The following is a 22240-nucleotide window of genomic DNA, read 5'->3' as shown; positions in this document are numbered from 1 at the left end:
GGAACCAGGGATGACGACTTTGTCTTTTACCGGCGGGTGTGATGCCTGAGCCTCTTCAACGGCCAACGCAACCCATCAACAAGCGCGTTCGCTTCACTTCAAACGTCCTCCGCACGGTAGGCGTTGTGAACGATGCCTTATGCCTGCTCGTGGGCTACTTCATCTCCATCTGGATCTATCAGTGGTCCACAGAGCAATTGTTCGACCACACAATCCACGAAACAGCAGCCATTGTTCTCGGTATCAATTTCTTCCTGATCAGAATCTCCCGGGATTCATACACAGAGTTTCGCGGACAAGGAGACGATGTGGGCGAGGGCGCCATGCTGGATTTCGTGATTGGCGCGATGCTGACAGGCTTTACGATCATTCTTTTTGACGTTTTTACGGAAATTTCGCGCGGACTCACCCTGATTTACATTGTCGTGTGTCTTGCACTCCTTTTCCTCAGCAGGATCGGTTTTCGCAAGATTGCCTGGCTTTTGATGGATTTGGGTTACATCGGGCAACGTGTGGTCATCTATGGCGCCGATCGCGAAGTGGCGTCTCGGGTGATGGAACTGCTCGCGATCGAGCGGCTGCCACATCTGAAGATCATAGGATTCGCAGATGACCGCAAAACACGGGTCGATCAATCTGCGATTGGCTCCGCCAATTTCGTCGGGGGTTTCCCTGAACTCCTCAAGATGGCCCAGGACGGCGAACTTGATCAGGTCATCATTGCCTTGCCGAAAGTTCAACAGGAGCGCCTCGATTCAATTATCGATCGGCTCAGCGCGGCAGCGATTGATGTTTGCTGCATGCCGCGCGAGATTCTTGAGCTGCGATCAAGCTACAGAATGAGTTCAATCGGATCGCTGCCGGTACTTAGCCTTTGGCAGCGTCCTATCCGGGATCTCGATATTATCGCAAAGGAAGTCCAGGATCGGCTGTTGGCATTCATTGCCCTTGTCGTTCTTTCTCCAGTTATGGTTTTGACGGCAATAGCGATCAAACTCGAAAGCAAGGGCCCGGTTCTTTTTGTCCAGCAGCGGTTTGGCTTCAACAATCTGGAAATCGGGATCTACAAATTTCGGTCGATGTATGTTGATCAGCAGGATGTTTCTGGTGCGGAGCGGACAACCAAGAATGACGAGCGGGTCACAAAGGTCGGCAAGATTATTCGGCGGTTGAGCATCGACGAACTGCCGCAATTGTTGAATGTCTTGCGGGGAGAAATGTCTTTGGTGGGACCGAGGCCGCACGCGACACAAATGCGGGTCGGGGACAAATTCTATTTTGACGCAGTTGAAGGCTATGCGGCACGGCATCGCGTGAAGCCGGGCATAACCGGTCTGGCGCAGGTTCGCGGCTTGCGCGGGGAAATCGATAGCATTGAGCGGGCAAAGAAGCGGGTCGAATATGACAAATACTATATCGATCACTGGTCCCCGCTGCTCGATATGCGGATCATCCTCGAAACGCTGTTCATCATAGTCTGGGATCGCAATGCCTATTGAATCGAAAGGGGCGGCTGCTTCCCTTTCATTCCTGGATTTGGAATTTTCGACACTCTCGTTCGATGAGGTATTGGCTGATGTCGCTTCGCGCGGTGGCCTGTCCAAGTTTTCGTACATAGTCACACCGAACGTAGATCATGTTGTGAAGCTTAGTTCTGCAACAGGCGGTGCGACTGCGGATGCGTTCCGCAAGGCCTATGAGGCGTCGGCACTGCGGCTTTGTGACAGCCGTATCCTTGCCGGCCTAGCGGCACTCTGCAGCATCCATCTGCCCGTTGTGCCGGGGAGCGATCTTACGGCAGCCATTTTTCAGCGTGTTTTGACTCCCGGGTATCGAGTGGCAATTGTGGGCGGCAACAGCCAAACAGTTGTTCGCCTTTCTGCGCGCTATCCCGGTGTCAATTTTGTGCAGCATATTCCCCCTATGGGAATGCTTGCCAATTCGGCTGCCATGAAAACTGCGGAGGACTTTGTTTGCGAATGTGGCGCTTCGATGGTCTTGTTTGCAACGGGGGCTCCCCAAAGCGAAATCCTTGCCCATAATTGCTTCGTTCGTGGCCATGCGTCGGGGGTCGGTCTCTGCATAGGGGCATCCATTGACTTTCTCTTGGGAGATCAAAACCGGGCGCCACGGTGGATGCAAAAGATGGGACTCGAATGGGCACACAGGCTTGCCTCCAATCCCGCACGTCTGTGGCGCCGCTATTTGGTCGAAGGTCCCCGAATTTTCGCGATTACTGCAAAATGGTGGTGGAAACGCCATTTCTAGGCCGCCTTAATGGGCTAATCAGGCCGTTTGGTGCGCACCCATTCCGTTTCCGCGCCTTTGACCAACTTGAGGTAAACGGGAATCTTCCAAAGGACGTAGAGAGGAATCCTGGATATCGCGCGAAATGAAAGCAAGTCGCGACCATCTCTCCACCAGGCAATCAAAAGAAGAAGAAGGCTTGTGCTCATCAATGCTCCCAGCACGACGGCCGGCATTGCAGTTGCGCCAAGGGCTGACAGCACGAAGAGCGTTGTAACCAGCAGAAAGCCGACTGAAAACAGGAGTGCCAAGGGCGGAACAAGCAAGTGCAAGCCCAATCGAAAAGACGCAAGCTGGCCATTTTTGATACCAGCCGCGAGGCTTGGCAGTGCATGCTTGATTGCAGTTCCGATAAAGCCGTGCTCCCACCGTGTACGCTGCGTCAATGTGTCCTGGGCTGTCGCGGCATTGCTCCAGACGCGCCCAGACTCGACCAGCAGAGGACGTACACCATTTCGGGTGAGCTCGACTGTGACAGCCAAGTCCTCGACAATATTCGATGACGCAAGCGAAAGACCTTCAAAAATGGCCCAAGGAAAAGCCATTCCAGTTCCAGTCAGCATTGCTGGACCTCCCGCCCGGACCAGCCCACGTTGACGCACGAGATTTTTGATCATGAAGGCGAAGTTCGAAATCTGCACGATCGGTCCTGAATCGGGCCCAGCCCGCATGAGGTTCACGGCCTGAACGGGCCGCATGTAGTAGAGTGCGCTGCCCGAAAGGCTTTCAATCGTGCCTTCATCGGGAATACAATCCGCGTCGAGAATTATTACGCAGTCCGGCGGGTCGCTGGCGAGATGTGCGCGCCCAAAGTCAAGCGCGAAGCCCTTTCCGCGCCGTTCCAAGTCGAACCTTTCGATCACTTCGCAGCCGTTTGCGCGTGCGATCTCGGCGGTTGCGTCGCTGCAATTGTCGGCGACCACGAGGATGCGAGAACCCGAAGGCAGGACAAGTCGAACGCGGGCAATTGTACTTGCAATGCCTGCGGCCTCGTTGTGTGCAGGAATAAGGAGTGTTGTTTTGGCGCCAGGGCGTGCGGAAACAACCTTGCTTGGTAGCGCAATGAGCCCAAGCAGCACTTCGTTGATGAAGACTGCATATATTGAAATCACTGGAAAAGCGGCGATCCACATGATCGCGCCCACTGCAGTCATGTCGAAAACTCCGGTCGATCGTGCTCAGTAACATGGACCTGATGTGCGGTCGCCATCCGCAGGTCAAGCTTTGTGCCCATGGGAGAGGCTGCCGGGTTACATTGCGTGCATATCGTGGGCAGGCGGACTCACGGGGGCAGGGGGCGGATCGACGAGGTGAGGATTCGCAATCCAGCGGAATCCCTTGAACATTTTCATTTGCTGGCCATTCCCCAGATCGCCGCCTGAGCAATTCAGCAATTTGTTTACGCAATTGTCCATCCAGATTTTCATGACTTCATCATCCCAGGCACCGAACCAGTCGGTATGGAAACTCGTCCCTGGCTTCATTGGCATCCCCGGCATGTTGTCCGATGAAAGATGCCAGCTATCGAAAGTGCCATTCCACTTGCCCGAGCGATCAAGCGTTTCATCCACGCTGAACCATGCACCAAGTGTAAAAGTCGGAATAATGAAGGGGTGCGACGGCGGGCATCTGTAGACACCGTCATCGCCATAGCTGCCATATGAGACATGCGATCTGTGGTCCGGACTGTCGAGTTCTTTGCCGTTCCAGCATTCCGGCGCACTGATGACGGCTCCAAGCTTGTTCCCTATCGGGCAGTTCTTTGCGGCGTCAACGATTGACGGATAATGACCCTGAATTCCGGTTGGTCCGTCGCAATTGAAATAGCCGCCTCCCGTTCTGCGGGATTTGCGATTCAACATGTCGAAACCGAAAATGAAACGAAGTCCTCGCGGTATGTCGACGCAGGCAGTTCCCTGGCGTTTGCATTCCGGATCGTTGGCCGGTCGACGCTTATAGTAGATGCTGACAAAGTCAGGCCGCACAACCTGGCCGCGACCATTCATCATTGCTGGCATCCAATAGGCCGATCGATTGAGGCGACTGGTGCAGGTGCTGTCGCCCGTCGTCCTGAGACTTTCATAGGTTGAGGACGCGTCAGCGCTTGTATTTCCAAAGAACTGGTGGAGGTGGGACTTGCCCGCTTGTCCCGGGTACACGATCGGATCGTCAAACGAGATTTGTCCTGCATTGCAGATGAACCGAAAGGCACCGACAACGTCCGGGATGGCACTCGGGGGAATGGCTCCTGAACCCCAGCTTGGTACAAGTTCCGACTTTATATCGAAATTGCTGGGGATTGAGGGCAACTCAATATCGGGGTTGGGAAGAGATCCATTCGTGTCGCTCTTCTTGGCGAATGCAACGGATACATTTGAGCAAGCCATGACAAACAGAGCGACAATTGAAAAAAACCGCATAAAACTGCACCCCTTTTTCAGCGGCAGCGTCGCTGATTTTATTGGGCCAATCACTTTTGGGTCTCCCGAAACTGACGCAAACCTGTCCGCGCCCAGATTTAGCGGATGGTTTCCAATGCGAATGCAGCATATCACAGTTTTCTGGGCCGCATAGGGGGATGGAAATGATCTATGGTTGGTCTCCCGGGATCGGGGATCCGTCCCTCTTGGGGTGGTTTACCGTGGTTGCCTATTTCATGGCTTCGTTCTTTTGCGTCTTGGCGTCGCGCAGGGATGTTAACGCAAAGCGCTTCTGGACAATTTTGGCCATTGCTCTGGCGGTTTTAGGCTTGAACAAGCAGTTGGACCTTCAATCATTTCTGACCGCCCTCGCGCGCGGCCTTGCCAATTCGGAGGGATGGTATGGCCGTCGCCGCGAACTCCAGAAGCTTTTCGTGATCACGATCTCGTTGTTGGCGCTATTCGGTGCAGTTACGACAGTGGTTCTGCTTAGAAAAAGTTCTGGGCAGATCAGTGCGGCGGCGGCTGGTTTCGTTTTGCTCGGGGCGTTTATTTGCATTCGAGCAGCATCGTTTCACCACGTTGATCGCATTTTGAATTCTGGCGTTCTCGGCGCCCGGTTCAACTGGATTATTGAGCTCGGGGGAATCTCTCTTATTGCAGCGAGTGCTTTTGGCGCGGGACGCACGGCACGACGCAATCCGAGTTCCGTTCGAGATTCACATTGATGTGGGTGTCGCGGGTTAACCCGGAGGAGGCGCATTCACAATGCGTGGGCTGGCAGTCCAGGTGAAGCCGGAATACATTTTCATCTGCTTGCCGTTGCCCAGATCTCCGCCAGAACAGTTCAGCAGCAGGTTGATGCAATTGTTGCTCCACGCTGACATCACGGAGGAATCCCAGGCACCGAACCAGTCGGCATGGAAGGTCGTGCCGGGGGTCATCATTGTCCCATCGGCCATGACGTCGGATGACAGGTGCCACGGTTCTGCGACCGGCCCCTGGCTGTACCATGCGCCCAATTGGAAAGTTGGAATGACATAGGGATGGGTTGACGGGCACTGGGCATAGGATTGCCCGATGTAAGCCGAATAGGCGACGTGGCTGCGGTGATCGGCGCTGTCGAGGTTCTTGCCGTCCCAGCATTCAGGGGCGGATATGACAGCACCAACTCTTGCCGTGACAGGGCAGTTTGCCTGTGCCGTGGGCAGGTCCTTGTAGTGACCGGGAATGGCTCCGGTCCCGTCACAGTTGAAATAGCCGGCGCCCGTTGGCTTGTCGGTCGTGTTGAGCATGTTGTAGCCGAACACGAAGCGCAGTCCGCGCGGCAGATCGACGCAGGCGACACCGATCTTGGCGCACAAGGGGTCGGTCTTGGGCCTGCGCTTGTAATAAATCGCCACATAGTCGGGTTTGATGACCTGGCCCTTGTCATTCATCATCGCCGGCATCCAATAGGCCGAACGGTTGAGCGGACTGTTGCAGGTGGAACTGCCGGTGGTCCGCAAGCTCGTATAGGTCGAGTTCGCGTTCGCCAGCGTGTTGCCGAAATACTGATGCAGGTGCGACTTGCCGGGCTGGCCCGGATAGACGATCGGATCGTCATAGGACAAATGGCTCGCGTTGCAGATGAAGCGGAATGCCCCCACCACATCAGGCAGGGCACTCGGCGGGATCGCCCCTGTACCCCAGGCCGCCACCAACTCCGAATTCACATCGAAATTGCTCGCAACATCGGCAAGCTGAACCGACATCGGATCGTAACCCGGTGGAGGAGGAGAGGGAGCTGGCGATGGTGCTGGAGCAGGCGACGGTGAAGGGGCTGGCGCGGGTGAGGGGTCTGGAACTGGCGGAATGGCTGAACCGCCCGATTGTTGGCCTGTGCTTCCTCCGCATGATGCCAAGGCAATTGAAGAACACGCGACGAGGATCGCCGATGAAAGGTTGCGCGACCTTATTTTCATTTTTTCCCAAACTGACAATTCTAATACCCGATCTGCCGCCCCGATGGCCCGGCACCTGGAATGCGCCATTGGACAAACTCCCAAATGGCCATCTTCAGCAAATCGCTGTGGCCGTTCGATTGCTCAGAGCGTGTTGGCAAGGCAGCAACCGAACCAACGCGACGACTTGAGCAATTAACGGGTTTGATACGGTTAGAATGGTTAACAAATTCCAAATCCGCGGGCGCAACCAATCTGTACATTAAGGCTCTTTTTGCCTTGCTTTCCCCTGAAAGCAGCGCCACCGAATGGCTGTGTTGCGCTAGAGATAACAGCTTTTTAAGGAAGGTCCGATAAGTCGCAAACTGGAGCTGAATAAGTCAAACCAACATTATCGTGGCAGTACCTTAAACTTGGGGGCAAGCTTGAAAATTCTAGTTACAGGGGGAGCCGGGTTCATCGGCTCACATCTTTGCGACAGGCTGTTAGAGCTTGGCCATGAAGTTTGGTGCTTCGATAATCTGGGCTCGGGCAGCGCGAAAAATCTCGCTGGCGTTCAGACGAATCCCAAGTTTCACTTCATAGAGGGTGATATTTGCGAGGGGTTGCCTGACATTGCAGTGGACAGAGTCTACAACCTTGCCTGCCCAGGATCGCCCCGTGAATATCGGCGCGACGGCGTCGCAACATTGCGGACCAATTTTGTTGGAACGTTGAACGCGCTCCAATTCAGTCAGAAACACGAGGCGCGTTTCCTCCAGGCATCAACAAGTGAAGTCTATGGCGATCCGGACGTTCACCCTCAGCCGGAAGATTATGTTGGCGCCGTCAACTGCGTCGGAACGCGCGCCTGTTACGACGAAGGCAAGCGCGTTGCTGAAACGCTGTGCTACGATTTTCACCGACAGCACAATACCGAAATACGCGTTGCGCGACTGTTCAATACATATGGGCCAAGAATGCACGCTGGCGACGGACGCGTTATTCCAAACTTTGTGTCGCAAGCGCTGTCGGGTCATCCGCTCACAATACATGGCGCCGGATCGCAGACTCGATCATTTTGTTATGTCAGCGACATGGTCGATGGCCTGATTGCGTTGATGGAAGCTCCGGGTGCACGCATTGGCCCCATCAATCTTGGCAATCCGAATGAATTCTCGATCCGCGAACTCGCCGAAATTGTTCTTGAAAAGACGGGTTCCGTTTCGACCATCGTGCATGAGCAACTGCCCGAAGACGATCCACATGTGCGCTGCCCCGATATCAGCCTGGCGCGCAGTGTTTTGGGGTGGGAGCCGTCAGTCATGCTCAAGGCTGGCCTTGATAGCACGATCGATTGGTTCCGTGCAGAAATGCGTGCAGGGGGCGTTGCCCGACCGGCACAAAGCAAGGGCAAGGCGGTTGTTGGCATCATCGGTGGCGGGCCTGCCGGGCTTACTGCTGCCTATGAATTCCAGAAGCACAGCGAAGGCCACCACGTTGTCGTGTTCGAGGAATCGGATCAGGTTGGTGGTATCGCGCGGACCGAGACTTACAAGGGCTATCGCTTCGATATCGGTGGGCACCGGTTCTTTACGAAGGTGAAGCCGGTTGAAGCACTGTGGCGCGAAGTGCTGCCAGAGGAATTCCTCCTCCGCCCGCGATTGAGCCGCATTTTCTATCGCGGCAAATATTTCGATTATCCGCTCAAAATCTTCAATGCGCTCTTCAACATGGGCATTTACGAATCTGCGCGGATCATGCTCAGCTACCTCAAGTGGAAGGTCTATCCGCACACCGAAGAAGAAAATTTCGAGCAGTGGGTAACCAACCGTTTCGGCGGTCGCCTGTTCTGGCACTTCTTCAAGAGCTACACCGAAAAGGTGTGGGGAATGCCGTGCACGGAACTGCAGGCCGATTGGGCCGCGCAGCGCATCAAGAACCTTTCGTTGCGCAAGGCTGTGCTGAATGCCCTGACTGGGCAGAATGACACGACAAGTCTTATCGACAAGTTTGATTACCCGCGTCTCGGGCCCGGCATGATGTGGGAAGCATTTCGCGACCGCGTCGAGGCACAGGGCGGCGAAGTTCGGATGCTGTCAAGCGTCACTCGTATTTTCCATGACGACGATAGTGTCACCGGCTTCGAAGTCACAACCACGGGGGATAGTCCCGAAAAGTATACGTTCGAAGCGGACCAGTTCATTTCATCGATGCCCATAGCGGCGCTTGTTCTCGCCATGGATCCGCCGGCACCGCCAGCAATTCAAGCGGCCGCGCGCAAGCTCAAGTATCGCGATTTCCTTATCGTGACACTGATCCTCGAAGGTCGTGATCTCTTCCCGGACAACTGGGTCTACATCCACAGTCCGGAAGTCGAAGTTGGTCGCATCCAGAATTTCCGTTCATGGTCGGAGCATATGGTTCCCGATCCCAATCGGACCAGCATCGGGATGGAATATTTCTGCAACATCGATGATGAACTCTGGAAACGGGACAACAAGGAACTGATCGAGCAGGCTTCCCGCGAGCTGGAATGGCTTGGCCTGGCCAAAGCCTCTGCTGTTGTCGACGGTACGGTGATCCGCCAGCCAAAGGCTTACCCGGTGTATGACGGGGACTATCGTGAAGCATTGGACATGATCCGCGGCTGGCTGGCCGGTTTCAGCAACTTGCAGGTTGTCGGTCGCAACGGCATGCATCGTTACAACAATCAGGATCACTCGATGTTGACGGCGATGCTGGCGGTCAAGAACGTTCTCGGTGCATCCAATGACCTTTGGAGTGTCAACGTGGAAAAGGAATACCATGAAGACATTGAGGCTGCGCCGGACCTGACCCGGTCTCGCGCATTCTGACGGGCTGCAAATGGGCAAGCGTCGATCCGTGACAGTGATTGTGCCGGCCTACAATGCCCAGGCGACAATCGGACCTTGCCTCGACGCTATTCGCGTAGCGCTGCAGCCGGGGGATGAACTGATTGTCTATGATGACGGCGCCACCGACGATACCAATGCCATGGCCAAGGCGGCGGGTGCCAAGATCTTGCGAAATGAAGGTCGGCCCAAGGGGCCCGGCTATGGTCGCAATGCTGCAGCAAAGGCGGCGACGGCGGATTTGCTGCTGTTTGTCGATGCGGATGTCGTCATTGCTCCGGATGTCCTCGATCTACTTGCGCAGGAAATCTCCGAAACTGGGGCGATTGCCGCTTTTGGCTCCTACGACGATCATCCGCGTTCAGACCGTTACACCAGTCTCTATGCAAACCTGCGGCACCATTTCGTGCATCAGAATGGCCCAAGCGAAGCAACGACATTCTGGTCGGGCATCGGAATGATTGACCGTCAGACGTTCCTGAAGTTCGGGGGGTACGATACGGACCTGTTCTCGCACCCGAGCATTGAAGACGTCGAGCTCGGTGTCCGCCTCAAATCAAAAGGCTACAGAATTCGGTTGGTTCATGGTGCCTTTGGCACCCACTGCAAGGATTGGAGCCTCTGGCGCGTCTGGCATACCGACGTAGTGCGAAGGGCCTATCCCTGGTCCGAACTGATTGCCGACGGCCGAACGCAGGGCCTTGATCTCAATGTTGCGACGGGTGAGCGGATTACAGCATTCATGGCCGTCGCATCGCTGCTCTGCCTTTTGGCAGTCCCATTTTTCGGATCGGCGGCCGGCATCGCAATGCTTTGCTTCTGCCTGGCCTACGGATTCCGAAACCGGAAGTTTTTTAGCTTTCTTGCCAAGCGCCTCCCATTTCCCGGGCTCGCTGTGGCTATGGCGATGCACTGGTGCTACCACATTTACGCGACGGCGACGTTCGTTCTCGTGCAAGTGACTACCAAGCTTCACCTGCGTACGCCATCCAGCTACATGGCTTCGATCGCAGCCTGAAGGCGACCTGGCTAAAGCAGTGGCATGAAATCTTGTGGTTACTGCAAGTCTTGTTAACCATTCCGTTCTGCTTTTCCGTTTAGGAAGCGTAAAGCGCATTTTTTGAACACATCAGACAAGGATTTTTGCGTGGGACGTAACTATTTTTCTCAGAAGCGGGTGCTTGTAACAGGCGGTGCCGGGTTTCTTGGCTCTCATTTGATCGACCGGCTTCTCGAGCAGGGGCATGACGTCCTGTGTGTCGACAACTTGTTCACCGGTTCCAAACGCAATATCGAACATCTGCATCAGCATCCGCGGTTCGAATTCCTTCGTCATGACGTCTGCTTTCCGCTTTTTGTCGAGGTGGACGAGATCTACAACCTGGCCTGCCCGGCATCACCGGTTCACTATCAGCATGACCCCGTGCAGACGACAAAGACGTCCGTCCATGGTGCAATCAATATGCTGGGCCTCGCCAAGCGCCTGAAATGCAGAATTTTTCAAGCGTCGACGAGCGAGGTTTATGGCGATCCTTCAATTCATCCGCAGGTCGAATCCTATTGGGGAAACGTCAATCCGATCGGTATCCGGTCGTGCTATGATGAAGGCAAGCGCTGCGCTGAAACCTTGTTCTTCGATTATCATCGTCAGCTTGGCCTCGACATCAAGGTCGTCCGGATTTTCAATACCTACGGTCCCCGTATGCATCCATCGGACGGCCGCGTCGTGTCTAACTTCATCATGCAGGCTTTGAAGGGGGAACCGATTACTGTTTACGGCGACGGATCCCAGACCCGCAGTTTCTGCTTTGCGAGTGATCTGGTAGAAGGGTTCCTGCGCTTCATGGACAGCCCTGCCGGTTTTACGGGGCCAATGAATTTGGGCAATCCTAACGAGTTCACGATCCGGGAACTGGCCGAATTGGTCATTGAATTGACGGGATCCAAATCCAAAATAGATTATCGGCCATTGCCGCAAGATGATCCTTTGCAGCGTTGCCCCGACATCAGTCTGGCAAAGGCAAATCTGGACTGGGAACCGCAAGTACAATTGCGGGAAGGCCTGCAGAAGACAATCGAGTATTTCAGCAGCGGGGATTTTCTCGATTAGGGGTGCCGCCTCTTTTTTTTGAGGCCGCTTTCGAAGCAAGGAAGGAAGCATCAATGATGATGGGAGACATGAGAAAAGTTGCCCTCGCATCGGCATTGGGAACGTTTTTTTTCGCGACGTCTCAGGATACACATGCGACTCGCTCAGGCCATGATCACTCCTTGGGTGCCGAAGCTCCCGTGTGCAGCGACAAGCCCGTCGAGGACAGTGTGCAGAGGATGAATGCGATCCAGAGCCTCAGGGAAACTCAAGTCGAGGTCGAACTGATGAAAAGGCATCAGGCTGCAACGGCCTCAAAATAGGCAAGGGCATCGGTAGAAAATCGAATCTACTGTTTCCGGCTTTCGATGACTTGCTCAAAAAAGGTCCGGTATTTGGCCGCGACCTTTGACCACGAAAAGTCGGATGAACGAGCGAGGCGCGCCTTCTTTTGTTCTGCGGAACTTGAGCGGGCTTCCGTCAATTGCTTTGAGACAGCCGCGATATCCGTCGTGTCAGTCAGAAATTCGTTATCTCCTACAATCCATCTCAGACGTGCCGTATCATGGCCCACAATAGGCAGTCCGCAGGCCATCGCCTCGATATAGACATTCCCGAACGACTCTTCCTTGGACAGATGCAGGAATACGTCTGCGGATCCATAGAGCAGGGGCATTTCATGCCCCGCAACCGACACACGCGTAAATCGATTTGGCAACAACTCTTCAGCAAGCTGTCGTATCTCGTCGCGCAATGGGCCGTCGCCTGCAACAACGAGATGGGCTTCAGGCAATTGGCTGACCGCTCGGATACCGTCAGCGACCCTCTTGGATGGGATCAAGGCGCTGACCATGAGGATGACCTGCCCTGTCTGCGGCAGTCCAAATTTCTCCCGCGCTGACGGCCCCGGGCGAAACAGATTTACATCAATACCGTTGGGAATTAATGCGCAAGTCCATTGCATTTGGTTGCGTTCGTAATAGTCGGGATTGGTACAGACGAGTCCTTCACAGCCAAAGAGGCGATATTCGGACTTGTCGGATTGGGCCGGCCAATCGCCATTTTGCGTAATGAAAACATGCGGGGGTCGGCTCCCATGGAAGGATGGACGCCGCAAGGCCCAATTCGTGAACGGATAGGAACAGGTTGCAGTGATATCAAAGTCCCGAGGCCGGTACCGACGCAACAATCCGGGCACAAAACTTGCTTCCTCATAAACAGTTTCGCTACGGAAAACGGGTAAGGACGGAAAATGTTCGAAACCCTCGCGCTGGAGCGACCGTGCACGGAGAAATCGATATGGTTGCGACGGCTTTGGATCGCCTGAACCAATGAGGGTCACATCATCTCCGCCAACTGCAAGTTCGGTTGCCAGCGCATTCAGCGCGACTTCCGCGCCTCGTTCATATTTGTGTAGACCGGGCAGCGCGAACAAGATCCTCATTGTGTCTCCTCGCGGCACGCGTCAGCAATGCTTGCCAAATTACCGTTGTTCGACGGAAGTTTACGGTGTTGAAAAGAACCGTGTTGGCGAACCTGTTCGAGATCTCTTTGACTCATGAAAATTCTGTCGCGTTCCGTCACTGAGCGTCTTGGCTGGACAACCGGTTCCTATGCCGTCGCACAAGCCTTCAGGCTGGTCAACAATGTGGTGCTGGCTCGTTTGCTGGCTCCAGAACTTTTTGGAATCATGCTCATCGTTAACACCTTGCGGACTGGTGTTGAGCTTTTGTCGGATATCGGAATTGGCCAGAACATTATCAGCAACAAAAATGGTGAAGATCCGGCATTTTATAATACTGCATGGATATTGCAAATATTAAGAGGAATTATACTTGCTATAATATGTATATCATTCACCTATCCAATTTCGCAATTTTACAATAGTCAGACAATATACAAAATAGTTCCGGTTATATCATCGATATTTATTTTTACTGGGTTCCAATCTATAAGCAGATTTATCGCCCAGAAGAGGTTAAATCTCAGGGCTGTTAGCATATACGATATTTTCGTTGCTGTATCAACGATGATCATTCACATAATATGCGCAGTTATAACACCAACTATATGGGCATTGGTATACGGTGGTATCATATCAAGTTCTGTGGCAATGGCAGGAAGTTTTTTTATAGTAAAAGGCGTAAAGCACAAGTTTGTTTTTTCAATTCCTTATGCCAAGGAGATTATACATTTTGGGAAATGGATACTCCTTTCAACCATAGTTTATTTTCTCTCGATGAACTTCGACCGGCTCTATCTTGCAAGAAGCCTACCATTCCAAATTCTCGGTATCTACGGCGTCGCGCGATCGCTCGCTGATGTCATCAGCCTGCTCATGGCGCGCATTGGCAGCCTCATCATCTTTCCGATGGTGGCTGCTGCCGGGCATTCGGAGGGTGTGCTCAGAGAAAAGCTTGCGCGGGGTCGCACGACGATGTTGTTCGGAGGGGCTGCGCTTGTTTCGTTGTTTGTGGCTTCGTCGGATCTTATCGTGTTTTTGCTCTATGATGATCGATACAAGACTGCAGCGCTTATGCTGCCAGTGCTCGCTCTTGGCGTCTGGTTTTCGATCCTGTGCACGCTTAGCGAATCCGTGCTGCTAGGCGTTGGCCGTCCGTCCTATGGGGCGATGGCAAACCTGGTGAAGCTCGTCTGGCTTGCGGTCGGCCTGCCGATCGGGGTCGTATATTTTGGTGTCGCCGGCGCGATCGGGGTCATGGCCTCTTCGGATCTTGTGAAATATATTCCGTTGCTGGCTGCACAGAAGCGCGAACATATTTCGTTCATGCGGCAAGACATGCTGATTACTCTCGCAATGTGCGGAATGATTATAGTCTGGCGGACTTTGCTGTGGTCTGTTGGATTGTCGGACGGCTTGATGAGCCTTTGGGGTCTTGACCGGCTATGACTCTCGATGGGTCTGTCAATGTCGAGAATGTGGCCCGCGTTGGTGTCGTCGTGATCGGCAGGAATGAAGGGGACAGGCTCATTCGGTGCCTGGATTCTCTTAAGCTCGCTGGGGTGGCGGCCATCGTCTATGTCGACTCCGGTTCGACTGACGATAGTGTGCGGGAGGCCGAAAAGCGCGGTGCCAGCATTGTCAAACTTGATCTGACGAGGCCATTTACGGCAGGCAGGGCGCGCAATGAAGGATTTGAACTACTTGTCCATCAATGCCCGGATATTGGCTTTGTACAGTTTGTTGATGGCGACTGCGAACTGGCGCCGAACTGGCTTTCCAAAGCCCAGGACTTTCTGGATCGCCATGCGAAGGTCGCGATTGTGTGCGGTCGACGGCAAGAGAAGCATCCTGACGCGTCCCAGTATAACAAGCTCTGTGACATTGAATGGAATACGCCTGTTGGCGAAGCCGACGCTTGTGGTGGTGATGCCCTGGTCCGTGTTGGCCCGTTTCGTCACGTCAACGGATTCAGCGATGTCCTGATTGCCGGAGAGGAACCCGAACTCTGCCATCGGCTTCGGGCGGATGGCTGGAAGATTTGGCGTCTGGACGCGGACATGACATTTCACGACGCGGCGATGTATCGGCTGTCCCAATGGTGGATGCGCGGGGTGCGAAGCGGATTCGGCTATGCGCAGGTCTGGTCGGCAACACGAAAAGGGGAGGGCACTGCCCTTTACGGCCAACAAATCCGGCGGGCCGTCATCTGGGCTGGCATTCTGCCAGCAATAACTTTCGTTGCAGCGCTTCATGACCTGCGGTTCATTCTTGGTCTGTTTGGAATCTATGCCCTGCAGGTCACTCGGATCGCACTGCGACATGGGATTATGCACACCACAGCTTGGTCCTATGCATTTTTTGCAATGCTGGCAAAGTTCCCGGAACTGCAAGGCGTTGCGAGGTACGTCTTGATGGCAAGCAGGGGCGGACAGCGATCAGCCATCCTGTACAAATGACCTGACGCTTTCAGTCTGCAGGGTCTTTTTTCAGTGCCACTATGCGAGCGATACCTTCTGCAAGCCCGATGGAGGGGGTCCAGCCCAGCACCTTTCTGGCCAGTGCATTTGAGTAACGCAGGGGCCTCCACCTGGCCTGCTGGCGCCGATATTCAAGCAATTCAGGAAGCTTCGCGCGGTTTCGAAAAGCCAGCCGATTCAGGAGCCTGACCGATCGACCGAGGGCTGCGACAAAGACCCAAGGAATGGGCACCACATAGCCCGTGTGAGCTCCCGCGCGTCGGCAGGCATTGTGGAATTTCCAGAGCGATGGACAGTCATCGTCAACAATATTGAAGACGCGTGCTGTACCAACATCCGCGTCAATCGCTTTCACAATCGCATCTGCGCAATTGTCCACATACGTCAGTCTGAATGCGCCAAAAGGTCCGAAAAGAAGGTCAAGGGATTTGAAGCTTACGGCTGTGCCGTAATCCCAGTCCTTGCCCGGCCCGTATATTGCCCCCGGACGGATGATGATGCACTCGAGTCCAGCGTCCTCGCATCTCTCGGCAACAAGGCGTTCCTGCAACATTTTTGTGATCGTATAGGCATCCCGAGCCTCGGGCTTCGGTTCAAGGGCGGCCGTTTCGTCAATGGTTCTCCGCCTTGGTCGGGATGAATAATCATAAACCGAAAATGAACTGATGTGGACAAATCGGCGCAGTGCCTTGAGGGGCAGACAGTCCACAAGGTTCTCAGTCGCTTGCACAGTGCCCGCGAATTGAGTTGCAAGATCGCCTGACGGGGCAGCAGCAAGATGCACGACAACATCGATATCAAGGTGGTCGCGCCACGCGCCCTTTTGACGCAAATCGCCTTTAATGACCTCGACGACCTCGGGCCAGGCCAGGCGCCCGACATTCGCAGTGGGACGAACAAGAGCAATCACCTGATGGCCAGCTGCGGCGGCTGCGCGAACGACGGAATTTCCAAGGAAGCCCGATGCGCCGGTAACCAATACCTTCATTGCGCAGTCCCCAAGGCAACCAGTTGGTCGACAAGACGAGCTGTCGCAGCAATGTCGGATGACGAAATGGGTGGTTTCTCGTCGTTGGCAAGCGCCGCATAGATCGCATCAAGCATTCTTGGCATGCCATGGTAAGTCCCATGCTGAAGGACCTTGTCCCGAAGATTGGCCATGCCTGACTTGGCCAACCGATATCCTGAGCGCACCTGCTCAAAGGGTGCCCACTTGCCGGAATCACTGGCGCGCTGGAGCCGCAGATAGGGGTTGTAGAAATCCGATTCCACTATTGCCTTGGTGCCTCTCACGATCAGCCGGAACATGTCCGGCTTCAGGTCTGAGGCAATCCGCAGCCGGCCGCGGCACGTCCCATATGCGACAAGCGCGTCGAGGTGATCAAAACCAACGCGGCTGTTGCCGCTCAGGTTATCAAGAGTGCCTGAAACAGTCCCTCCCGATGTCTGCTCCCCTGCGTAATGCAGGAACATATAGGCGAGGTGAGGCAGAAAGTCGTGCACAGCGCCGCCCGGCAACTGCACACCAGGACCCTCGAGGTTAAGATCCCCAAACGGCCCTGCATTCAGGTCAAGCGAGAGCAGCAGATCGATCTCGCGAACGGCGCCCAAAGTGCCCGCTTGCAACAGCGAGTCTATTTGCCGAACATTGTCATTGAACAGCAGGTTGCGGCTCTCGACGAGCCATTTACCGCACGATTCCGCCAGCGCGAGCAGCTCTGCCGTTTCCGAACCGGTCGCGGACATCGGCTTTTCGCAAATCACATGTGTTCCGGCCTTCAGGCACATGGATACAAGTGCGCCGTGGCTCTGCGGTGGCGTCAGGACATGAACCACATCCGGCCGGGCAGATTGCAACATCTCGTTGGCGTCGAAATAGCAGCCTTCCGCTCCGAAGCGCGCTTGCGCAAATCTTGCTGTTGCCTTGGCCGTGTCGCAAACGCCCACAAGATGCACGCGCGACGAGCTGGCCAAAAATGGCAAATGCTCGTTTGCGATGCCACCACAGCCGATAACCGCAACTTTGAAGGATTTCTCAGGACCACCCACACTCACGACCTATCGAACTGAACTGGCATTGTCGCGCACGCCCATGGCCTCGTTCGTGTTAAGAACTGACTGAAATTCCCGAAAAAGCATTTCCGAATTGGTGGTGATGTCATGCATGCGCTCGACAGCGGTTCTCGCATTCCGTGCCAGAGTTTCGCGAAGTTGGCCATTAGTGATCACCCTCTTGAGCGCGCCGGCGAGAGCTTCGGTATTACTGGCGGGAACGATCAAGGCGTTTGTTTCGTTGATTGCGAGCTCCGGAATGCCGCTGATCCATGTGCTGACCACAGGTACACCAATCGCCATGGCTTCCATCACCGAGACCGGAAGCCCTTCGGAAAATGAAGGCAAACAGAAGACATCGGCATCTCCAAGCTCTCGCGCCACGTCAGCCGGGAGAAGCTCGCCTGAATATATTATTCTGTCTTCCAGCCCCAGCCGTTCGCCCTCGCGCCGAATTGCTGGTTCGAAGGGGCCTGCCCCGATGATCTGAAGTTCTGCATGTGTGCCCTCATCGGCCAAAGATTTCAGGGCGTTCAAGAGGATCAGATGACCTTTTTCGGGGGATAGTCGGGCAACGGAGACAATGCGGGGAACAGCGCGATCAGGCATCTCGGTGCGCATCGGGAAGGCCGTCAGGTCGATCCCGCACCGAATCACGCGATAGCGATTCCAGAATTGAGGATCCGTCACTCGGCAAAGTTGGGATTTGGTGTAGTCGCTGATGCAGATGATGAAAGCTGCAGAGGCTGCCTTGAGGTCGAGCCGGGCTACAGCATCATCCACGAAGTCCTGGAATCCGTGAATTGTGAAGCTCCAACTTGTCTCTTTGTCAGAAGTGCGGTTCAGAATTTCACAGGCCAGCCACGCTATTGTCGCCGGCGTCTGCCCGAAATGTGCGTGCAAATGGCGGATGTTATTGGCACGGCAATACTTTGCCGTCAGCGAAGCATAGCAGAAGTGCGCAATACGTCGAAGGATCAGGTTCAGATCCAGTCGCGCAGATCGGATCGCAATCAGCAGCGTGGCAATCATTGCGAGCGGATGCAGGGCGGCCATAATCGCCACTGTGACAGCCAAACGCGATCTTGATCCTTTGAGGTAAAATGTCGCAGCCTGGCGCTGATGCGCTTCTTCCGACGCCAAGTCGGCAGTTTCTGGCAGGTTCAACGCAACGGGACTTATGGGTTGCCCCATGCGTTCCATCGCATCAATTTCGCCTGAAATGAATGTCAGCGCCACTCTAGGATAGTGCGTCATGAGATAGGCGACGTGCATTTTCTGGTTTCTCTCGCCTTCCGGAATGCTTTAAGAATGCGATCTTTCTGCTTTATGTTTAAGGACCCGTTAACTCGACTTCGCTTGATATTCGAAACTGCGGAAGTCAACCCCGTTGCCCAATTCAGACGGTAACGGTTCAGTTGGGTTTCTGCATTATGAGCTGCAGCATAAATGAGTTTGCATTGGCATGTCCGGCAGACGGAATTGCGTCAGGGATTTGAAGTGGTTTTCAGTAATTTCGACGAAATCAGGATCATTAATCTCGCCTCGCGAAAAGATCGGCGTGCGAAGATGATCGACGAATTGCGAAGGGTCGGACTTGCAGATGACCCGCGCGTTGTGTTTTTTGATGCACTTTCTTTTTCCGACGCGGGTCCATTTTCCTCACCCGGTGCTCGGGGTGTTTTTTACAGCCAGCTGGCGATACTCGATCAGGCTGCGAAACGGGGACACAGTGTCCTGATAGTCGAAGACGATGTCGATTTTGTTGAAGGTGCCGAGAAATTTGTACCGGATGAAGATTGGGCGATTTTCTACGGCGGTTATTATGCAAAAGATCCTGACAACCTGCTGGAGAGCGATATCATTGGCGCGCATTTGATGGGATTTAGTGCTCCAATTGTTCCCATTGTTGCGGATTATCTTCGCTCGATCTCCTTTGAAGGTATTCATCCCCCGATTGATGGAGCGTACGTCTGGTTCAGGCGGGCACACCCTGATGTCCCAACCCTGTTTGCGCGGCCACCGCTTGGTCACCAGCGACCGTCTCGCAGCGATATTGCCGAACTGCGTTTTTACGACAGGCTGCCTGTTTTCAGGCAAGGTGCGTCAGCTGGCCGTGCAGTGAAGAGATCGATAAAGAATCTCTTTCGGCCAACTCTCGCAAACTGATTGTAGACACATGCAAAACGCCAACTGGGTTTGCAATTTGAACTTTGCGACCGGTGCCTTGTCGATTAAGCATCGATCCATCTGCAGAACCAAGGCGTGTTCAGGCGAGGAGCTAAGACCAGCATGAAATGGGTTGCCCTCCTCTTGTTTATGGCATCCGTGCCAATCCTTATTGGTTGGTTGCGAGCGAACCCGCAACGCGCGCCTATCGTATGGACGGCGATGGGCTTTCTGCCATTTGTTATGGATCCCTGGCATCTGATTATTGGCCCAATCTCATGGGCAATGTGGCCGGGCTATGTGAAGGGCCTTGAGCTTTCACTCCTCGATTTTGTCGCCTTGGCTGTTTTTCTTCGCTATCAAAACGTCCGTGTTCCGTCGCCCATACTGAAAATACTCCCCATTTACATCGGCGTTGTTTTGACAACGATGATCTATTCGGCGGTCCCGATGGCTGCGTTTTTCTATGCATGGCAATTGGCACGTGTCCTGCTGATTTTTGCGGCTGTTTCAAAAATCTGTCAGGATCCGCGAGGCGCTTCGGCTCTCATTCGGGGCATGGTTCTGGGGATCTGCTTTCAGGCGGGCTTTTCAATCGACCAAAAGCTGTCGGGAGTCACGCAAGCAAGCGGCACATTTGGTCACCAGAATCTTTTGGGCATGATCTCCCATTTTGTTGTATTTCCAGCTCTCGCAATGCTTATGGTTGACGGTAAACAGCGTGCGCCGCTTTACGGCGTCATCGCAGGAGCCATCGTCGTTATTTTTGGCGCGTCACGTGCTACCTTGGGTCTTGCAGCGTTTGGATTCGTGACTCTGCTTGTTCTTTCGATTGCGCGCAAACCAACGCCTCGAAAATCGATGATCGTCGGGCTTGGTCTGGTTGGCTTGGCCGTCGCGGCACCATTGGCGTTGTCTTCACTGCAAGAGCGGTTTGCGGTTGCTCCAATCTCAACCGACTACGATGAAAGGGCAGCTTTCGAGCGTGCAGCCAGAATGATGATAGCCGACCATCCGATGGGCGTTGGATCGAACCAATATGTCGTGGTTGCCAACACGCAAGGCTATTCCGATCGGGCCGGTGTGGTTTGGAATTATGGGAGTAGGGGGGCCAATGTCCACAATGCCTATCTGCTCGTATGGGCTGAAACCGGTTTTATGGGCTTGGCCGTCTTTGTCCTGCTTTTGCTGACGCCAATCAGAATAGCATTTCGAACCGCATGGCAAAACAGAAGGGACCCGCGCGGCGATCTGCTTCTTGGCCTTGGTGTCTGTCTGGTCGTCGTGGTCACCCATTGCTTTTACGAATGGATTTTTGTGGTGTACCCGGTGCAAGTGATGTTTGCCATGGATGCTGGAATGATAGCGGGCTTGGCACGCCAGATTTCGGTTGAGAAAGGCCTGCTTGCAAAGTCTGCAAGGCAGAATGAGCTGCAGCCTGCTGTTGCGAACGGAGTCGAAGTGGCTTGATCGCTCAAGCCACTTCATTCCCGGGACTATCGTCAATCCTTATTTCGCGGCAGCAGCCTTGCCCTCAGGCGCTTCATAGCCTGGCTGATATTCGATTTTTCCGCTGGCTCGCGCTTCTTTCAGGCGCTTTTCCCCGATATTGTTCAAAGCTTCATTGCGAATGGCCTGAACTGCGAGGGGACGCGCCTGTTCGGCAGGGACTGTAATCGGCTCTGTGCCAGTAATGACGCTGACGGCCACAACGCGACCAGTCGGCGTAATGAACGGTTCGCCTGGGGGCAAAGACGTGACCTGCTTAAGCGCCGCCGGTGCTACAGTGCCGGAGTCAAGTGCGCTGCTCCCGCGCTGGTACTTGATCCCCATGGACGTGAGCCGGGCCATGATCGCATCCATGGAATGATCCGCTTCAAGCGCCTTGAGCAATGGCCCGGGATCCGCAGGAAGTTCAAACCGGATCTGGTCCAGCTTGTACCGTGTGCGCGAGGCGAAGGCCATCGGGTGGCTGGCGATATATTTGTCAATTTCGGCAGCTGTCGGAACGGGAATCGTATCTGCCGACTTCTTTGCATACATCCTCACCAGCAGGTCTTCAGTCATGCGGCGCTGCTGGGTGATGAACGCCGGATCTTTGTCCAACCCCTGTTCTTTTGCAGATTGGGCCAGCAATCGGCGGTCAATCACTTGTTGCAGCAACTGGCGCATGGCCAGCTTCTTGTCTGCGTTTGGTGGCAAGTTCACACCGTTCAGTTCGGAATTAAGCTCGTCCAGCGTAATTTCTTCGCCATTGACGACCGCGACAACCTGACCAGTCGCCTTCTTTCCGCAGCCTGTTGTCGCCAGCAGGGCAGCGACAAGTCCAATATATGTTGCAGTTCTCAAACTCGATTTCACGACAAATCTCCAGCTTAACCCCCTCAGGACAGAAGGGCATTTTGCCCTCTGTTGCCCGGACCGGCCTTCATGTGGTAGCTGGTGATAGGCTACAATTTTTCA

General features: G+C 54.3%; 20 protein-coding genes. 11 read left to right on the top strand and 9 right to left on the bottom strand.

Annotated features, from left to right (window positions below):
• Positions 1 to 41: 41 nt before the first annotated feature.
• Both K0O24_RS16385 and K0O24_RS16380 read left to right on the top strand, forming a co-directional pair.
• Positions 42 to 1499 (top strand): undecaprenyl-phosphate glucose phosphotransferase, encoded by a 1458-nt coding sequence (locus K0O24_RS16385; RefSeq protein WP_219893755.1) that lies wholly within the window; start codon positions 42 to 44, stop codon positions 1497 to 1499.
• Positions 1500 to 1641: 142 nt separating this feature from the next.
• Entirely contained in the window at positions 1642 to 2268 is a 627-nt protein-coding gene (locus K0O24_RS16380; protein ID WP_246611061.1) for a WecB/TagA/CpsF family glycosyltransferase, read from the top strand.
• A 14-nt stretch (positions 2269 to 2282) separates the two neighbouring features.
• Here the strand turns inward: K0O24_RS16380 and K0O24_RS16375 are convergent, their stop codons facing one another.
• Positions 2283 to 3461 carry a glycosyltransferase family 2 protein gene (locus K0O24_RS16375; RefSeq protein WP_219893753.1) on the bottom strand — a complete coding sequence of 393 codons (1179 nt, stop codon included), beginning with the start codon at positions 3459 to 3461 and terminating at the stop codon, positions 2283 to 2285.
• 96 nt (positions 3462 to 3557) lie between these two features.
• On the bottom strand, positions 3558 to 4727 hold the full coding sequence (locus K0O24_RS16370) for a DUF1996 domain-containing protein (protein ID WP_219893752.1): 1170 nt from the start codon (positions 4725 to 4727) through the stop codon (positions 3558 to 3560).
• 158 nt (positions 4728 to 4885) lie between these two features.
• Between K0O24_RS16370 and K0O24_RS16365 the strand changes: the two genes are divergently transcribed.
• Positions 4886 to 5455: a hypothetical protein gene (locus K0O24_RS16365; protein ID WP_219893751.1), complete on the top strand. Its 570-nt coding sequence runs from the start codon at positions 4886 to 4888 to the stop codon at positions 5453 to 5455.
• Between the two features lie 15 nt (positions 5456 to 5470).
• Here K0O24_RS16365 and K0O24_RS16360 read toward each other — a convergent pair whose 3' ends face one another.
• A complete protein-coding gene (locus K0O24_RS16360) occupies positions 5471 to 6481 on the bottom strand; it encodes a DUF1996 domain-containing protein (protein WP_219893750.1) in 1011 nt (336 codons plus the stop codon).
• A 38-nt stretch (positions 6482 to 6519) separates the two neighbouring features.
• On the opposite strand from K0O24_RS16360, the gene K0O24_RS16355 reads away from it, so the two are divergent.
• The 4 genes from K0O24_RS16355 to K0O24_RS16340 all read left to right on the top strand — a co-directional run bounded on the left by K0O24_RS16355 (position 6520) and on the right by K0O24_RS16340 (position 11635).
• Positions 6520 to 6861, top strand: a complete 342-nt coding sequence (locus tag K0O24_RS16355) for a hypothetical protein (RefSeq protein ID WP_219893749.1) — start codon at positions 6520 to 6522, stop codon at positions 6859 to 6861.
• A 234-nt stretch (positions 6862 to 7095) separates the two neighbouring features.
• Positions 7096 to 9507: an NAD-dependent epimerase/dehydratase family protein gene (locus K0O24_RS16935; RefSeq protein ID WP_343211251.1), complete on the top strand. Its 2412-nt coding sequence runs from the start codon at positions 7096 to 7098 to the stop codon at positions 9505 to 9507.
• A gap of 10 nt (positions 9508 to 9517) precedes the next feature.
• On the top strand, positions 9518 to 10543 hold the full coding sequence (locus K0O24_RS16345; protein WP_219893747.1) for a glycosyltransferase family 2 protein: 1026 nt from the start codon (positions 9518 to 9520) through the stop codon (positions 10541 to 10543).
• 129 nt (positions 10544 to 10672) lie between these two features.
• Positions 10673 to 11635, top strand: a complete 963-nt coding sequence (locus tag K0O24_RS16340; protein WP_219893746.1) for a UDP-glucuronic acid decarboxylase family protein — start codon at positions 10673 to 10675, stop codon at positions 11633 to 11635.
• Positions 11636 to 11778: 143 nt separating this feature from the next.
• Here K0O24_RS16340 and K0O24_RS16895 read toward each other — a convergent pair whose 3' ends face one another.
• Complete coding sequence (locus tag K0O24_RS16895) at positions 11779 to 11913, bottom strand: hypothetical protein (RefSeq protein WP_281421682.1); 135 nt, start codon at positions 11911 to 11913, stop codon at positions 11779 to 11781.
• Between the two features lie 50 nt (positions 11914 to 11963).
• The gene (locus tag K0O24_RS16335) at positions 11964 to 13058 is read right to left on the bottom strand and encodes a glycosyltransferase family 4 protein (RefSeq protein ID WP_219893745.1); all 1095 of its coding nucleotides are present in this window, start codon (positions 13056 to 13058) and stop codon (positions 11964 to 11966) included.
• A gap of 114 nt (positions 13059 to 13172) precedes the next feature.
• Here K0O24_RS16335 and K0O24_RS16330 point away from each other — a divergent pair, with 114 nt between their 5' ends.
• On the top strand, positions 13173 to 14525 hold the full coding sequence (locus tag K0O24_RS16330) for an oligosaccharide flippase family protein (protein WP_219893744.1): 1353 nt from the start codon (positions 13173 to 13175) through the stop codon (positions 14523 to 14525).
• A complete protein-coding gene (locus K0O24_RS16325; protein WP_219893743.1) occupies positions 14522 to 15535 on the top strand; it encodes a glycosyltransferase family 2 protein in 1014 nt (337 codons plus the stop codon). The genes K0O24_RS16330 and K0O24_RS16325 overlap by 4 nt, the downstream gene beginning before the upstream one ends.
• A 10-nt stretch (positions 15536 to 15545) precedes the next feature.
• Here K0O24_RS16325 and K0O24_RS16320 read toward each other — a convergent pair whose 3' ends face one another.
• The 3 genes from K0O24_RS16320 to K0O24_RS16310 are packed head-to-tail and all read right to left on the bottom strand — an operon-like array spanning position 15546 to position 18865.
• Positions 15546 to 16544, bottom strand: coding sequence for an NAD-dependent epimerase/dehydratase family protein (locus K0O24_RS16320; protein WP_219893742.1), 999 nt, complete (start codon positions 16542 to 16544; stop codon positions 15546 to 15548).
• Entirely contained in the window at positions 16541 to 17605 is a 1065-nt protein-coding gene (locus K0O24_RS16315; protein ID WP_246611210.1) for a Gfo/Idh/MocA family protein, read from the bottom strand. The genes K0O24_RS16320 and K0O24_RS16315 overlap by 4 nt, the downstream gene beginning before the upstream one ends.
• A 9-nt stretch (positions 17606 to 17614) precedes the next feature.
• The gene (locus K0O24_RS16310) at positions 17615 to 18865 is read right to left on the bottom strand and encodes a glycosyltransferase family 4 protein (protein ID WP_219893740.1); all 1251 of its coding nucleotides are present in this window, start codon (positions 18863 to 18865) and stop codon (positions 17615 to 17617) included.
• A gap of 192 nt (positions 18866 to 19057) precedes the next feature.
• Between K0O24_RS16310 and K0O24_RS16305 the strand changes: the two genes are divergently transcribed.
• Together K0O24_RS16305 and K0O24_RS16300 are read left to right on the top strand one after the other, a co-directional pair.
• Positions 19058 to 19777 (top strand): glycosyltransferase family 25 protein, encoded by a 720-nt coding sequence (locus tag K0O24_RS16305; protein WP_219893739.1) that lies wholly within the window; start codon positions 19058 to 19060, stop codon positions 19775 to 19777.
• Between the two features lie 285 nt (positions 19778 to 20062).
• Positions 20063 to 21247, top strand: a complete 1185-nt coding sequence (locus K0O24_RS16300; RefSeq protein ID WP_219893738.1) for an O-antigen ligase family protein — start codon at positions 20063 to 20065, stop codon at positions 21245 to 21247.
• A 39-nt stretch (positions 21248 to 21286) separates the two neighbouring features.
• Here the strand turns inward: K0O24_RS16300 and K0O24_RS16295 are convergent, their stop codons facing one another.
• Positions 21287 to 22138 carry a SurA N-terminal domain-containing protein gene (locus K0O24_RS16295; RefSeq protein WP_246611060.1) on the bottom strand — a complete coding sequence of 284 codons (852 nt, stop codon included), beginning with the start codon at positions 22136 to 22138 and terminating at the stop codon, positions 21287 to 21289.
• Positions 22139 to 22240: the final 102 nt, after the last annotated feature.

Origin of the sequence: Aquisediminimonas profunda (assembly GCF_019443285.1) — a bacterium.
GTDB lineage: Bacteria > Pseudomonadota > Alphaproteobacteria > Sphingomonadales > Sphingomonadaceae > Aquisediminimonas > Aquisediminimonas profunda.
Note: the sequence above shows the minus strand (reverse complement) of the source record. Positions and strands in the feature narration are given on the sequence as shown.

Coding starts and splice junctions, on each gene's coding strand:
- K0O24_RS16360 (WP_219893750.1), bottom strand. CDS start 6,481: ATGTCGGTTCAGCTTGCCGATGTTGCGAGCAATTTCGATGTGAATTCG.
- K0O24_RS16310 (WP_219893740.1), bottom strand. CDS start 18,865: ATGACGCACTATCCTAGAGTGGCGCTGACATTCATTTCAGGCGAAATT.
- K0O24_RS16330 (WP_219893744.1), top strand. CDS start 13,173: ATGAAAATTCTGTCGCGTTCCGTCACTGAGCGTCTTGGCTGGACAACC.
- K0O24_RS16385 (WP_219893755.1), top strand. CDS start 42: ATGCCTGAGCCTCTTCAACGGCCAACGCAACCCATCAACAAGCGCGTT.
- K0O24_RS16320 (WP_219893742.1), bottom strand. CDS start 16,544: ATGAAGGTATTGGTTACCGGCGCATCGGGCTTCCTTGGAAATTCCGTC.
- K0O24_RS16325 (WP_219893743.1), top strand. CDS start 14,522: ATGACTCTCGATGGGTCTGTCAATGTCGAGAATGTGGCCCGCGTTGGT.
- K0O24_RS16375 (WP_219893753.1), bottom strand. CDS start 3,461: ATGACTGCAGTGGGCGCGATCATGTGGATCGCCGCTTTTCCAGTGATT.
- K0O24_RS16345 (WP_219893747.1), top strand. CDS start 9,518: ATGGGCAAGCGTCGATCCGTGACAGTGATTGTGCCGGCCTACAATGCC.
- K0O24_RS16895 (WP_281421682.1), bottom strand. CDS start 11,913: ATGCCTTTTCATCAGTTCGACCTCGACTTGAGTTTCCCTGAGGCTCTG.
- K0O24_RS16305 (WP_219893739.1), top strand. CDS start 19,058: ATGAGTTTGCATTGGCATGTCCGGCAGACGGAATTGCGTCAGGGATTT.
- K0O24_RS16355 (WP_219893749.1), top strand. CDS start 6,520: ATGGTGCTGGAGCAGGCGACGGTGAAGGGGCTGGCGCGGGTGAGGGGT.
- K0O24_RS16335 (WP_219893745.1), bottom strand. CDS start 13,058: ATGAGGATCTTGTTCGCGCTGCCCGGTCTACACAAATATGAACGAGGC.
- K0O24_RS16370 (WP_219893752.1), bottom strand. CDS start 4,727: ATGCGGTTTTTTTCAATTGTCGCTCTGTTTGTCATGGCTTGCTCAAAT.
- K0O24_RS16365 (WP_219893751.1), top strand. CDS start 4,886: ATGGAAATGATCTATGGTTGGTCTCCCGGGATCGGGGATCCGTCCCTC.
- K0O24_RS16300 (WP_219893738.1), top strand. CDS start 20,063: ATGTGGCCGGGCTATGTGAAGGGCCTTGAGCTTTCACTCCTCGATTTT.